11 protein-coding genes are annotated in these 13,780 nt (G+C 70.9%); 5 read left to right on the top strand and 6 right to left on the bottom strand.

Annotated features, from left to right (window positions below; translation table 11 throughout):
* Window positions 1–146 precede the first annotated feature (146 nt).
* Both ACFUC1_RS18015 and ACFUC1_RS18010 read right to left on the bottom strand, forming a co-directional pair.
* A complete protein-coding gene (locus ACFUC1_RS18015) occupies window positions 147–311 on the bottom strand; it encodes a Flp family type IVb pilin (protein WP_379122260.1) in 165 nt (54 codons plus the stop codon).
* A 67-nt stretch (window positions 312–378) separates the two neighbouring features.
* Window positions 379–552, bottom strand: a complete 174-nt coding sequence (locus tag ACFUC1_RS18010) for a Flp family type IVb pilin (RefSeq protein ID WP_379122258.1) — start codon at window positions 550–552, stop codon at window positions 379–381.
* 224 nt (window positions 553–776) lie between these two features.
* On the opposite strand from ACFUC1_RS18010, the gene ACFUC1_RS18005 reads away from it, so the two are divergent.
* The 3 genes from ACFUC1_RS18005 to ACFUC1_RS17995 are packed head-to-tail and all read left to right on the top strand — an operon-like array spanning window position 777 to window position 4,941.
* Complete coding sequence (locus tag ACFUC1_RS18005; RefSeq protein ID WP_379122256.1) at window positions 777–2,189, top strand: hypothetical protein; 1,413 nt, start codon at window positions 777–779, stop codon at window positions 2,187–2,189.
* Entirely contained in the window at window positions 2,186–3,613 is a 1,428-nt protein-coding gene (locus tag ACFUC1_RS18000; protein ID WP_379122255.1) for a hypothetical protein, read from the top strand. Before ACFUC1_RS18005 ends, ACFUC1_RS18000 begins: the two co-directional genes overlap by 4 nt.
* A complete protein-coding gene (locus ACFUC1_RS17995) occupies window positions 3,610–4,941 on the top strand; it encodes a mannosyltransferase family protein (protein ID WP_379122254.1) in 1,332 nt (443 codons plus the stop codon). The genes ACFUC1_RS18000 and ACFUC1_RS17995 overlap by 4 nt, the downstream gene beginning before the upstream one ends.
* A 47-nt stretch (window positions 4,942–4,988) precedes the next feature.
* Here the strand turns inward: ACFUC1_RS17995 and ACFUC1_RS17990 are convergent, their stop codons facing one another.
* From ACFUC1_RS17990 to ACFUC1_RS17975, 4 genes are all read right to left on the bottom strand, one after another.
* Entirely contained in the window at window positions 4,989–6,758 is a 1,770-nt protein-coding gene (locus ACFUC1_RS17990; protein WP_379122253.1) for an LpqB family beta-propeller domain-containing protein, read from the bottom strand.
* Entirely contained in the window at window positions 6,755–8,461 is a 1,707-nt protein-coding gene (gene mtrB / locus ACFUC1_RS17985; RefSeq protein ID WP_379122252.1) for an MtrAB system histidine kinase MtrB, read from the bottom strand. The genes ACFUC1_RS17990 and mtrB overlap by 4 nt, the downstream gene beginning before the upstream one ends.
* A 77-nt stretch (window positions 8,462–8,538) precedes the next feature.
* On the bottom strand, window positions 8,539–9,216 hold the full coding sequence (gene mtrA / locus ACFUC1_RS17980) for an MtrAB system response regulator MtrA (RefSeq protein WP_379122250.1): 678 nt from the start codon (window positions 9,214–9,216) through the stop codon (window positions 8,539–8,541).
* Window positions 9,217–9,264: 48 nt separating this feature from the next.
* The gene (locus ACFUC1_RS17975) at window positions 9,265–10,500 is read right to left on the bottom strand and encodes a glycosyltransferase 87 family protein (protein ID WP_379122248.1); all 1,236 of its coding nucleotides are present in this window, start codon (window positions 10,498–10,500) and stop codon (window positions 9,265–9,267) included.
* A 285-nt stretch (window positions 10,501–10,785) separates the two neighbouring features.
* Between ACFUC1_RS17975 and ACFUC1_RS17970 the strand changes: the two genes are divergently transcribed.
* Window positions 10,786–12,270 carry a glycosyltransferase gene (locus ACFUC1_RS17970; protein WP_379122246.1) on the top strand — a complete coding sequence of 495 codons (1,485 nt, stop codon included), beginning with the start codon at window positions 10,786–10,788 and terminating at the stop codon, window positions 12,268–12,270.
* 122 nt (window positions 12,271–12,392) lie between these two features.
* Window positions 12,393–13,718, top strand: a complete 1,326-nt coding sequence (locus tag ACFUC1_RS17965; RefSeq protein WP_379122244.1) for a hypothetical protein — start codon at window positions 12,393–12,395, stop codon at window positions 13,716–13,718.
* The last annotated feature ends 62 nt before the right edge of the window (window positions 13,719–13,780 follow it).

Here is a 13,780-nt window from a genome sequence, read left to right as displayed (position 1 = left end):
ACCGCGGAGACCGCGCACCAGGAGACCCCAAGAGGAAACGCCCTGCAGGATCTCGTCGTGGACGAGACCGTCAGTGCTGCTGCAATCGTGCATGACCCTCTCCTCGTGGTGCGCGGCAAACGACCCGTCGATGCCGCTGGTCAGTCTCAGACGCTCGTGGCGACCGTGTTGAACAGGCTGTTGAGGTTGCCACCCAAAAGGGTGACCGCGGCAATGATCACGATGGCGATCAGGGCGACCATGAGGCCGTACTCGACGGCCGTCGCACCCTGCTCGTCACGAACCGTGAACCGCGCGATGAACTTCGACACTTGCATCTCCCTTCGAAGTGCAGCCCGGACTACCCGTGCTGTCGGTCGCGTCTGGCGATAGGCGTCGTCAGACGGAGGTGGCGACGGTGTTGAAGAGGCTCTTGAGGTTGCCACCCAGGAGGGTGACGGCGGCGATGATGACGATGGCGATGAGCGCAACCATCAGGCCGTACTCCACGGCGGTGGCACCCTGCTCGCGGGTGGCGATGCGGGCCTGGAGCTTGGCAACGAACTTGGTCATGTCTGTGAGTCCTTTCGAGACCAACTGGGTGGGCAGACGGGCGTCTGCGGCAGCAAGACTCCCAATCTGCAGGGGTCCGGCAAATCCCCTGTCAAGCCACTCACGACTAGACCTTTGCACCGCCGAGATCAGACAAACGGGTGATGGACTAACCCTGCGCTTGCCCGGCACCTTCCCGACGCGCGAGGGTGGTGACCATGTTCCGCGCGTCCCGTATGCGGAGCTTGCCCGATTTCGTCTGGACACTCGCCGCAGCCGCAGTGCTGGCGGCCGTGGCGCTGACCACTCGTGCAGTCTCCGATCCGAGCCCCTGGCTGCACCTCAAGGTCGGCCAGTACCTCCTCGACGGTGGGCGGTTCGGAGCCGTGGACCCCTGGGCGCCCTTTGCTCAAGGCCACTACGAGCCGACGCAGTGGCTTCCGTCGGTAGTCACGGCGCGCTTGTACGCGACGTGGGGCCTGCCCGCCGTTGCGTGGAGTCGGACGGCGGGCATCGTCGCCCTGGCACTGGCCCTCCTGCTGTGGCTGCGCCGGTTTGCGCGCCCGGCGCTCACCCTTCCCTTGAGCCTGCTGGCACTGGCCGGCTCGTGGCCCGCCCTCACGGAACGGCCGCAGGTCGCTGGCTTCGTCCTCCTCGTGGTCACGATCGGCGCCTGGTGGGCCAGTGCCCACGACGGTCGGACGCGCTGGTGGCTGGTGCCCCTCACCTGGCTGGCGGCGTGCGTGCACGGGGTCTGGTCGATCGGGCTGGGGCTGGGCGCACTTGTCGTGGCCGGCCTGGTCCTGGCCCGCACGTTCGAGCCTCGTGAGCGTTCCCGCATGGTGGTGTGCCTGTCTGCCTGCGTCGCCGTGACCGCCCTCACCCCCTTGGGGCCGAGGCTCACCCTGTCTCCCCTCACGGTGGGTGGGAACGCTCGCCAGTTCGTCAGCGAGTGGATGGCCTCCTCAGCGAGGACCCCGTCCGTGGCACTCACACTGGTGGCCCTCGCCGCGGTCTTCGCCCTGTGGGCACGCTCGGGTCGACGTCCGGAGGCGTGGCAATTGCTCATGTGGCTCGCTGCCATCGCTCTCACGCTGGTGATGCAGCGGACGGTGCCCGTCGCTGCGATCCTTGCCGCGTTCCTCCTGACGGAGGCGGTACCCGAGCGAGCGCTGTCGCATGACCCACTGTCGGCCGGTCCCGAGGCTGGCTCGCCGGTCCCCCGCCGCCTCCCTCGCCGTGAGGTGGCGGGCCTGCTGGCCGGAACCCTCGTCGCCCTCCTGCTGGCGGCTCCCTTGGCAGCCGTGCGCGCACGCGATGCCCGGGGCGTGCCCGTGGCCCTGGCGTCCTCCCTGCGGGCGCTCCCCGTGGGCACCCACGTGGTCGTCGACGGTGACATGTCCGGCTGGGTGCTGTTCGCCGCGCCGGGCCTGCGTCCTGTCTTCGACATTCGGGTCGAGGTCTACCCCCCCGCCCACGTGCGCGGCTTCATCGCCGCCCTCCGGGCCCAGCCGGGCTGGTCGGCATACCTGCAGCGCACCTCCACGCGTGCGGCGCTGGTGAAGCAGGACGCACCGCTGGCCTCGGCGCTGACCGACCAGTGGCACTGGCGCACGGTCGGGACCAGCGATGGCTACTCCCTCCTGGTGGCGCCGTGAGCTCCCCGCGGCACACGCCCGCTTTCCTCGCGACCACTGCCACCGGCCTCGTCTTCGCAGTTGCGCTGCTCCGCGGGCTGGCACCCTTCTTCGAGCCGGACGTGTGGTGGCACCTGCGAGTAGGCGAGCACATCCTTGACTCGCATGAGTTGTACGGACCGGACCCCTGGGCCCGGTTCGCGGACAAGCCCTACATGGCCACCCAGTGGCTGACCGAGGCCGTAGCCGCGCAGGTGTACCGCTGGACCGGCCTCGGCGGAGTGCTGTGGCTGCGGACGGTCGCGATTCTCGCCATGGCCCTGCTCGTGTATGCCGCGTGCCGACGCCTTGGGGGCAGGCTTCCCGCCGCGCTCGCGTCGGGCGCCGCGGTCCTTGGCGCGAGCGCCAGTCTCAACCCTCGGCCGCAGCTCGTGAGCTTCGTGCTCTTCGCCCTGGTCCTCCACGCATGGTTGTCCACCGTGCAGGACCTGCGCCCACGGTGGTGGCTGGTCCCCGTCTTCTGGCTGTGGGCCTGCTGCCACGGCTTGTGGATGTTCGGGATCCTGCTCGGTGTCGTCACCTCACTGGCCCTGGTGCCCCGCGCCGTGCGCATGGGAACACTGCGGACGCACCTGACCCGCTCGGCCGCCCTGCACGCCGCGTCCGTCGCAGTCGTTGCCCTGACGCCGCTCGGTCCGCGGTTGCTCCTGGCGCCGTTCACCGTCGCAGGCAACGCCGCGGGCGTGGCCGAGGAGTGGGCGCCGACCCCGGTGAGCAACGCGTTCGCCATCACCACCGTCGGTGCCATCGTCGCCACGGCCGTCTGCTGGCTCCTGCGTCCGTCCCGCCGGCCGATGTGGCAGTACGCGTGGCTGGGCCTGGCCGTCGTCCTGACGCTGTCCATGTGGCGACTCGTGCCGCTCGGCGCGATCCTCACTGCCCCCCTGCTCTGCTCCGGCCTCCAGGGCGTCCTGACCGGGGACCGTGAGGGCGTCACGCGACGCGAGCGCAGAGGCCTGGTCGCCGGCGTGGTGGCCGCCGCACTGGTCGCCGCCCTCGCGTGCGTCGGCCCCCATGGCCGCACGGCGTTCGGGTACCCCGAGGGCATGCGGGCGATCGACACCGCACTGGACCACGCGGCCCCGCACTCCGTCGTGATGGCCGACTTCGGCGTGAGCGGGTGGCTCCTGTACGCCCACCCGGAGCTCACGCCGGCGGCCGACCTCCGGATGGAGGCGTACTCACCGGCCTACCTCGCGCGCTACCTCGACGCAGGCAACGCCAAGCCGGGGTGGCAGGCCTTCGTCGACGGCGTCGGCGCGCGCTACGCGCTCGTCGAGCGGACCTCGGCGATCGGCGACGCCCTCGCGCACGAGCGCGGCTGGCGCACCGTGGCCACGAGCGCCCAGTTCGTGCTGATGGCGGCACCCGGGGTGGGAGAGTGACCACCCGGGAGGAGCCACGGGCCGTACCCACGACGGCCGCGTCCAGTCAGCTCTCCGGCGACCCGGCCCCGACCGGGTGGCACCCGGGGCCGACGTCGGGTGGGGCGTTACCCGACGCAGGGCCTGCGCCGGCGCCAACCCCGTTTCGCGAGCTGGATCGCCGCTGGTGGCTGTGGCCCGTCATCGCGTTCGTTCTGACCCGCCTCTTCGACGGGGCCCTGATCGTGCTGGCCTCACGGCACCAGATCGCCCTCGACGGGTCGATCCACGACTACAAGGTGTCGATCCCGACCCCCGCCTCCCCCGGCTACCTCGGGGTGGCGACGAACTGGGACGCTCAGTGGTTTGCGGCGGTCGCCCAGCACGGCTACCCGTCGGCCCTACCGGTGCAGGATGGGATGGTCTGGCGCAACGAGTGGGCCTTTGCCCCGCTCTACCCCCTGACCGTGCGCGGGCTCATGGCCGTGACCGGAGCCAGCTTCCCGGTGGTCGCCACCGTCGTGACGGTGCTGTGCTCGCTGGTCGCGGTCGTGCTCGTCCACCGGCTCGTGGCGGAGACGGCGGGCCGCTTCCCCGCGCGGGCGACCTCACTGCTGCTCTGCACGAGCATGGCCGCCCCCGTGCTGCAGGTCGCGTACACCGAGGGACCGGCGCTGCTGTTCATCGCCTCGGCCCTGCTCCTGCTGCGCCGTCGCCGGTACGCGCTGACGGTGCTCGCCCTCCTGGGGTTGGGCCTGACCCGCCACGTCGTGGCCCCCTTCGTCGTCGTGCTCGTGGTGGTCGCGGTGGTCGAGCGGAGGCGGCTTGGCCGGTGGGAAGCCCGGTCCCTCGCCACCCTCGCCGCAGGTGTCGCCATCACCGGGCTCTGGCCCCTGGTCGCGGCCGTCGCCACCGGTCACCTCGACGCGTTCACGGCGACGCAGCGCGCCTGGCGCAACCACCCGGCAACGACCGGCCCCCTGGGCCTGTTCAGCGTGGGAGACGAGCTCGCGGGCGCGACGGGGGTGCTCGTGGTCGCGGTCGTGCTCGCGGCTATCCTCTGGCTCGTGCTGAGGCGGGACGGCCCGGCGTGGGGGCCCGAGCTGCGCGCGTGGGCGGCGGCCTACCCCACGTACCTCTTCGCGGTGGCCCCGGCTGCGATCAGCATCTTCCGCCTGATGCTGCTGGCCTTCCCACTGTTCTGGGTGCTGCCCAACCGGGTCCCCGTCCCCTGGGCCCACCGCGTGACCCTCGGGGTCCTGGCGGCCACCGGCCTGTACCTGCAGTGGTACTGGATCCGCTACTTCCTCGTCATCGGCCCCATCAGCCAGCAGTTCGCCATGCCCTGACGGGCGCGGACACCCGTTCACCGGGCCGAAGTCACCCGGCGCGCACATCACCGTGCGGCGACGAGGAACCCGGTTCCCTTGCCGACGCTCTGCCACGAGTTCCCCGCCCGGATCCAGACCTCTCCCGCGTCGGTCGTGACGACGAGCTGCCGCTCACCGCTGACGGTGGTGATGGCGACGGCGCCGGCGAGTCCCGGACCCGCCGTGATGGGGCCGCCCAAGGGGACGAACCACGGACGGACGACCTGGTTCGCCGACTTGCGACCCAGCACGGCGAGCGTGGAGTCGTCGACCCAGACCGCGTCCCGCATCAGCGTGAGTGACGGCGCGAGGGTCAACGGCGTCGACAGGGCGGTGGGCGTGCCGTCCGGCTGGCGTCGTACGCCTGCGACGTCGAGCCGAGGATCCTGCCCCGACGGGTTCGTGCTGATCACCGCAACACGCTGCCCGTCGTCGGACACCCGCAGGCTGACGACCATCCGGTCGCCGAGCCACGGGACCGAGACGGCAGCCGGGGGGCCGGGCGGACGGTCCGCCGTCTGTGCCGACGTGTTGAGCACCCAGATGCGCCCCCCACCCGGTGCGTGGCCCCCGACCCACAGGATGTCGCGGACGTCGTACGTCGGGCTGCTGAGGTGGTCGCCGTCGACCTCCGAGACGGTGAGCTGGGTCGTCCCGCGCCACCGCGACAGCTGCCGCCGGTCGCCGCTGACAGCGGCGATCTCCTGCCCGGTGCGCGACAGCGCGAGGTAGGCCCACCCTTCGGGGATGTCGGGCAGGTTGGAGCCGGACGGACGGGGTGCGTTGCGTGCCGGGTCCCCCACCTGCTCGGGGTCGACCCGCACCAACGAGGTCCCCGTGCGCAGGACGGGCTTGACCGCCGGCGCGGTCTCGGTGAGGAACCCCAACGCGCTCAGGGAGTCCAGGCTCGTCGGCGCCCCGGGCACCTGCAGCGTCGTGCCGTCCACCTGGAGCACGACCTTGTCGACCCCCGGTGCCTGCGTCACCGTCGCCAGCACCTGGGCGGCGAGGGCCTGCCGCTGCGCGGGGTCGGCCACCGGGTTGGTGGCGGCGAGGTCGACGGTCGCCGTGCCGCTGTCGATGGGGACCGCGTCCACGGCCAGGCGCGCCCCCGACGGAAGCTCGGTGCGCACCGCACCCGCGAGGTATGCCGGGACGCCGCCGAGCAGCGCGCGGGCCAGCCGCGTCGCCAGGCCGCTGGCCAGGCGGAAGTAGCGGATGTCGGGGATGAGCTGGCGCGCCGTGGCCGACTCGAAGTAGACCCGGAAGGGGTCGTAGAGGCGGTCGGTGTCGGACTCGCTCAGCCACGTGCCGAAGCTGTCGGGCACCCGGTCGATGCGCCACTGGCCACCGACCTGCCGCAGGCCGAAGTCGGCCTGCGCGACCGAACCCGGCGCGCGCTCGGCATACCGGCCGGAGGCGTCGATGGCACCCGTCACCTTCGCCGTCGCACGCACGACGCCGGGCCGCACCTGTGTGATGGTCAGCGAGGACTCGTCGGTGAACACCATCACCGACCCGTCCGGCCTCCACGTCGACTCGGGCGAGGGAGCGAGGTAGGAGCGGGCCACCTGGTAGTCGTCGTCCGTCGCTGCGCCGGCCCGGATGAAGCCGGTCACGACGTCGACGGGGCTGGACCCGTCGCTGGGGCCGGCAGGCAGGACCCTCACCTCGTTGGCCTGCACGTCGCCGACCTCGAGCCCCGGCCGCACCGGGGAGCTGGTCGCCAGCCCCCCGCACGCGGACAGGGCCAGCGCGGCGACGCAGGCCACCGCCGCGAGCCGTCCCGCCCTCATTCGGGGCTCCTGGCCAGCGGACCGGGGTGGACCTGGGCCCGGAGAGCCCCTGGCCGCCCGACCCCGGGCGGCGCGCCTGTCGCAGGGCGTCCGCGTCCGTCGTCCGGCTTGAGCGGCAACGGCGACTCGTTGATGGGGACGTGCTGCCGGCGCGGCAACGTGAGCCGGAAGCAGGAACCGTTGCGCGGCTCGCCCCAGGCCTGCAGCCACCCCTCGTGCAGCCGGGCGTCCTCGAGGGAGATGGCGAGTCCGAGGCCCGTGCCGCCCGTGGTGCGCGCCCGTGCCGGGTCGGCACGCCAGAAGCGGTTGAACACCAGGGCCGCCTCACCCGGGCGCAGGCCGACGCCGTGGTCGCGGACGGTCACGGCCACCGCCGTGGTGTTGCTCGCGATCGCGACATCGACCGGCTTCCCCTCGCCGTGCTCGACGGCGTTGACGAGCAGGTTCCTCAGGATCCGCTCGACCCGGCGCGCGTCGACCTCGGCCGACATCCGGCCCTCCCCCGTGGTCACGGTGATGACGGTGCCCCAGCGCTCCGCCAGGGCGCGCGCGGAGTCGACCGCCCTGGCGACGACGTCGCGCAGGTCGACGTCCTCCGCCTCGAGGGCCGCCGCGCCGGCGTCGAACCTGCTGATCTCGAGCAGGTCGGCGAGGAGCTCCTCGAAGCGGTCGAGCTCGGCGTGCAGCAGCTCGGCCGACCGCCCGACCGCCGGCTCGAACTCTGCGCGGGAGTCGTGGATCAGGTCGGCGGCCATGCGGATGGTCGTCAAGGGCGTCCGCAGCTCGTGGGAGACGTCGGACACGAAGCGCTGCTGGACCCGCGACAGCCCCTCGAGCTGGCGGATCTGGGCCTGCAGGCTGTCGGCCATCTCGTTGAAGGACTTGGCAAGCAGCGCCAGGTCGTCCTCGCCCCGGGCGCGCATGCGCTCGTTGAGGCGGCCCGACGACAACCGCTCGGCCACCACGGCAGCCCGCCGGACGGGCAGCACCACCTGGCGGGTGACGACCCAGGCGATCGCGCCGACGAGGAGGACCAGTGCCACGCCGCCGATGGCGAAGGTGCGCGTGATGAGGCCGAGGGTCGCCTCCTCGCGCTGCATGGGGTAGATGGCATAGAGGTCGTACGCGCCGGCGACCGGCACTTCCACCTGCGAGCCGACGACCACCGCCGGAACCCGCTGCCTCGTCGCCGGGTCGGTGATGCCGATGAGGCGGACCTGCTGCCTGCGCGGGTCCGCGCGGACCGCGGCCCGTACGTCGTCGGGCAGCTCCGCGAGCCCGACGGCCCCGGACTCGACCGTCTGGACGTAGGTGGGGCGGGAGTTCCCGAGGGTGCGGGTGAAGACGAGGTACCGCTCGGTGTCGCCGGACTGTGCCGCCGTCTTCTGGATGAGGTCCTGGGCGAACAGGTTGAGCTGGCCGGCGCTGCCGGTGCGGTCGGTGCTGTCGAACTGGCGCTGGATGTCGCTGCTCAGCCGGGCGGCCTCGACCTGTGCGGTGTCGATCCGGTCCTGCTCGAGGCCGTCGGAGATCGAGGAGTAGAGCCACGACCCCAGCAGCATGACGACGACGAGCCCGAGCAGCATCGTGCTCGTCACGACACGGAACTGCAGCGAACGCCGCCAGGCGTGCACGAGGCGGCGCAGCCAACGCCGGACGACCGGCCGCGTGCGGTCGTACAGCCCGCGCCCGCGGGTGAGCAAGGACGTACCGGCGCCCGGGGAGCCCGCCGGTCCCTCCGGCGACCTCACGGGCGATGGGCCGGGCGAGAGCGACACGACTAGCCGGGCCCCGCCTTGTACCCGACCCCACGGACCGTCACGACGATCTCCGGGTGCTCGGGGTCCTTCTCGATCTTGGAGCGCAGGCGCTGCACGTGGACGTTGACCAGGCGGGTGTCACCGGCGTGGCGGTAGCCCCAGACCTGCTCCAGGAGCACCTCACGGGTGAAGACCTGCCAGGGCTTTCGCGCGAGCGCCACGAGCAGGTCGAACTCGAGCGGCGTGAGCGACAGCGGCTGGCCGTCGCGCCGCACCGAGTGACCGGCGACGTCGATGCTCAGGTCCCCGATCTCGAGGCGCTCGGGCTCGGGTTCCTCACCGCGGCGCAGCCGGGCACGGATGCGGGCGATCAGCTCCTGCGGCTTGAACGGCTTGACCACGTAGTCGTCCGCGCCGGACTCCAGGCCCACGACGACGTCGACCGTGTCGGTCCGGGCGGTCAGCATCACGATCGGCACGCCGGACTCGGCGCGGATGCGACGGCAGACCTCCATGCCGTCCAGCCCGGGGAGCATCACGTCGAGCAGCACCAGGTCGGGCTTGGAGTCGCGGAACGCGGCCACGGCCCCGGCCCCGTCAGCCACGTGCGTGACATCGAGCCCTTCGTTGCGCAGGACGATGCCCAGCATCTCGGCGAGCGCCAGGTCGTCGTCGACGATGAGCACGCGACCGTTCACGCGTCAGCCCTTTCCCCAACCGTTGGTCCAGCGTTCCTCGTCGAATTCTCACACACGAGACGCGAGCAGCGGACGTCCGTCACCGTCGTCGAGGGTGGTGGGCGTCATGCCTCCCGTGTCCGACGTGGTACCGCGCGCCACCGCGCGCGCTCGTAGCAGCCACCCCAGAAGACCCATGGACCACAGGGCCCACGCCGCCGACAGGAGCAGGTCAGGCACGGTGTAGCCGAGGGCCTGGTTGGGTCGGGCGGCAAGGGCCCACATCGGAGGGAGGAAGAAGACGACTGCGGTGAGTCCCGCAGGGAACCAGGCCTTGGCCCCGAGCAGCACGGCCAGGGCCGGCATCACCCAGACGTAGTGGTGGGTCCAACTCACAGGCGCCACCAGCAGGCCGCCCAACCCGATGGCGACCAGGGCCGCGAGGTCGTTGCCGACCCGTACCGCCCGACGCGCCGCGAGTACGGCAAGGGCCATGAGCACCAGCGACAGTGTCGCCGTCAGAGCGGTGAGCAGCGGTGCGGGGACGTCGTGCAACTGGGTCGCGCGGTCGAGGACGGCGCTGACTGACTGGTTTCCCCAGAGCCTGACCTCGGGACCGAACCTTCCCCGGGCCGTGAGCGTGTGGAACCAGAAGGTTCGGGAGTCCCGCGGCAGGAGGACCCAGCCGACCACCACCGTCATTGCCGTCGTGCCTGCGGCCGTCGCCGCAGCCCGGTACTCACGGCGCAGCAGGTACCACACGATCACGACGGCAGGGGTGAGCTTGACCCCAGCGGCCAGGCCCAGCAGCACCCCACGCCAACGGCTGCGCGCCACCAGCGTGTCGAGCAGGACCATCGCCATCAGCACCAGGTTCACCTGACCGAACAGGATCGTGCGCTGCACGGGCTCGAGGGCCAGCCCGAGCGCGAGCAAGAACCCGGTCTGCCACCGCGAGAGCCCTGCAGAGCGTCCGCTGAGTACAACGACGACGACGTAGGCGACAGCCGAGACTGCCGTGAACATGAAGCCGGCAGCAGCGCCCAGCAGAGCAAGCGGCACGAAGATGATGGCGGCAAAGGGCGGGTAGGTGAACCGGAGGATGCCGTTCAGACCGTTGGTCACGACGACTGAGTAGAGGTCGACCCCGTCGAGTACCGCACGCCCCCCGGCGACGTAGACCTCGAGGTCGAGGGGGTGCCAGTGTCCCAGCGTCGTCCAGCGCTGCAGGAGGGCCACCAGGACGCCGACGACCGCGACGAACCATCCCAGCCGCGCGTGGGTCGGAAGCCGCCCGGGCCCCACGACCCGCGGTGGTCTGTTGATGTCGCGCTCCTCTCTGACTCTGCACCACCGTCAGGTCAGCATCGGCGAGCCCTGCAGTCGTTGGGCCACACTCAACCGCACATTCGACCCCGCTCTCGCCACGTCCGACCAGTCTGAACGCAGGTATGACCACGATTCGACTGTTCGTATGAGTGCGTGCGCGGATCCGTAGGGAGTCGTGCGGACGAGGTCTCATCAGCCGAATGGGCAACATTGCCCCAGAACCCTTCCGGCGCCGCTGTGTGGCTCAGCAGACTCCACCGCATGTCTCGGATCCGGACGCTCATCTTCATCGTTGCCTACAACGCTGAGTCGACCCTGTCGGCGGTGCTCGACCGCATCCCCCGCGAGGTCCTGAGGGCATTCGACTGCGAGGTCCTCGTCATCGACGACGCGTCCAGCGACCGGACATTCTCGATCGGCCACGACTACGCGGCCAGCCACCCAGAGCTGCCGGTCACGGTGCTCCGGAACCCCGCCAACCAGGGCTACGGAGGGAACCAGAAGCTCGGATACAGCTACGCCCTGAGCCACGGCTTCGACGTCGTTGCCCTCATCCACGGCGACGGCCAGTACGCACCCGAGGAGCTTCCGCGGCTCCTGCAGCCCTTCGTCGACGGCACGGCGGACGTCGTCTTCGGCAGTCGCATGCTCTCGCCCGGGGCCGCTCGAAGGGGCGGGATGCCCCTGTACAAGTACGTGGGCAACCGGATCCTGTCGACGGTCCAGAACCGCCTCACCGGATCCGCGCTGTCCGAGTGGCACAGCGGGTACCGTCTCTACAGCACGAAGGCGTTGCGCACGGTCCGATTCGACGCCAACGACGACGGCTTCCCGTTCGACACGGAGATCATCCTGCAGCTGCTGAACGCGGACCAGCGGATCGCCGAGATGCCGATTCCCACCTTCTACGGTGACGAGATCTGCCGAGTCGAGGGAATGCGTTACGCGTGGCAGGTCATGCTCGCCACGACGCGTAACGCCCTTCACCGGCGTGGCGTGCTGCACTCACGTCGTCTGCAACCGATCGGCGAGGCGTCCAACGGCCACTACGACCTCAAGCTGGGGTACCGGAGCAGCCACACCGAGGCCCTGCGACGCACCTCCCCCGGCACGAGCGTGCTGGACCTCGGAGCCGGGCCGGGGGCCTTTGCCACCGTGCTTGCCGACTCCGGGGTCACGGTGACAGCGGCGGACAAGTTCCGTCCGACGGTCGTGGATCCCCGGGTTCGAGCCCTGACCATGGACCTCAACGCCCCCTTGGACCTCCCTCTGGACGGCTACGACCAGGTGCTGTTGCTGGACGTCATCGAGCACCTGAACGATCCTGAGGGCTTCCTGTCGGACCTGCGGTACCAGCTCGGGCCTGAGCCCACGGAGCTCATTCTGACGACACCCAACATCGCCTTCGTCGTCACCAGGGCCATGCTGGGATTGGGGCAGTTCAACTACGGCAACAGCGGCATCCTCGACAGGACGCACACCCGACTCTTCACCGCACGGTCCCTGCGGAGCTTGGTCGGCGACGCCGGTTTCCGCATCGACGAGCTGGTGGGAATCCCGGCGCCGTTCCCGAAGGTGCTGGGCGACGGCTGGCTCGGTCGTGGTGCCAGCGCGGTCAACGCCTTCCTGATCCGCCTCGCGCCGCGGATGTTCTCCTACCAGCTACTGGTCCGTGCCACGAGCCGTCCGCATGCCGATCACCTTCTGACAGCCACGCGGGACCACACCGCCACGCTGGTGGCATGAGGTCTTCCACTCTCCAAGGTCACACACTCTCGGCCGCGGGCTCGCTCCTGCTCGTAGCCGCCCTCTTGGCGCAGTCGGTGGCGGGCACGACCCCTCTGTGCGTCCTCTTCATGACCATCATCGTGGGCGGCCTGATCGCGCGTGCGACCATCGCCAGGGGCTCCCCCCGCCCCCCCTTCGATGGAGTCGCGTCGGTCCCGTTCGTTGGCGCAGGAATGGTCGGTTTCGGTCTGATCGTCTGGTTCAGCGCCGCCCTGACCCTGTCCCAGGCCGACCTCGCCACCCCCCTGTCCGTGGGCGTAGCCGCCGTCGCGTCGTTGGCGGCCGTCATCAGCGTGAACGCTTCCGAGACCTCGCTCCGCACGAAGCTGATGGGCGCCGTCCCGGTGGTCGTCATGCTGGTCGCGTCCACAGTGCGTGCGCTTCACGACGGCCCGACCGTCGACGTCGCCTTCTTCCTCCAGGGCGCAGCGGACGCGCTGGCCCATGGCTCCGATCCGTATGCCGTGGTCTTCCGCGACCTGTACGACCCGAGCCTGTCGTCGCGGCTCTACGGTCCGGGCGTGGTCGAGGGCGGTGTCCTCACCTATGGCTTTCCCTACCCTCCGCTGATCGCACTGACGGCCACGATCGGTGGCTTTCTGGGTGACGCGCGGCTGGCGGGCGTCGCGGCGCTCGCCGCAGCGTCCCTCATGCTGCTCGCCCTGGCTCGGAGGCCAGCGGGCCGAGCCGCGGCAATCAGCCTCGTCTGCACGCCCGGCGTCGGCCTGCTCCTGGCGGTGGGGTGGACGGAGTCGATCAGCATCCTGCTGCTCGCCTGCGTTGTGGTCGCCGTGCACCGAGGCCACCTCGCGACCGCGGCCGTGTGCCTGGGGCTGTTGTTCGTCTCGAAGCAGTACTTCGCCGTCCTGCTGCCCCTCTTGTGGCTCCTGCGTCCCTACGCGACACCTCGCAGGTGGCTCCTGGTCTGCGCCGTACCGCTCGTCACGACCCTGCCGTTCATCGCATGGAACCCGGGCCGGTTCTGGCGCTCGGTCGTCGAATGGCAGTTCATCCAGCCCTACCGCCCGGACGCGAGCAGCCTGTCCGTGGTCGTGATCGAACACTTCCACCTGGCCCCGCCCTCATGGCTGGGGCCGACGGCCTTGTTGCTGGGGTTCGCGGTCGCGTGCGTCCTCGCCTGGCGGCTTCCACCGTCCGTGGCTTCCTTCAGTCTTGCGGTGGCGCTGAGCCTCGGGGCGATGGTGCTCCTGTCCAAGCAGGCGTTCCTCAACTACTTCTTCCTGGTTGGCGCCGCGCTCCTGGTGGCGGGCTGGAGCCTGTCCGAAGGGCGCGGTTCGGTGGACGCCGTTGCCGCGGCATCCATCGAGGAGGGCACGGCCGTCGAGCGACGGGACGACTGCGCTCCTGGTAGGTCCGCAAGCCCGCCTCCTCGTGCAGTTGGCTGAACGGGCCCTGGCCCACGACACCCTCCCCCGACAGCGGTATGCCGCCCGCTCGGGTGAGCGGG

Source organism: Pedococcus sp. NPDC057267 (genome assembly GCF_042668795.1).
Lineage (GTDB): Bacteria > Actinomycetota > Actinomycetes > Actinomycetales > Dermatophilaceae > Pedococcus.
This window is presented reverse-complemented; position numbering and strand designations above follow the sequence as displayed.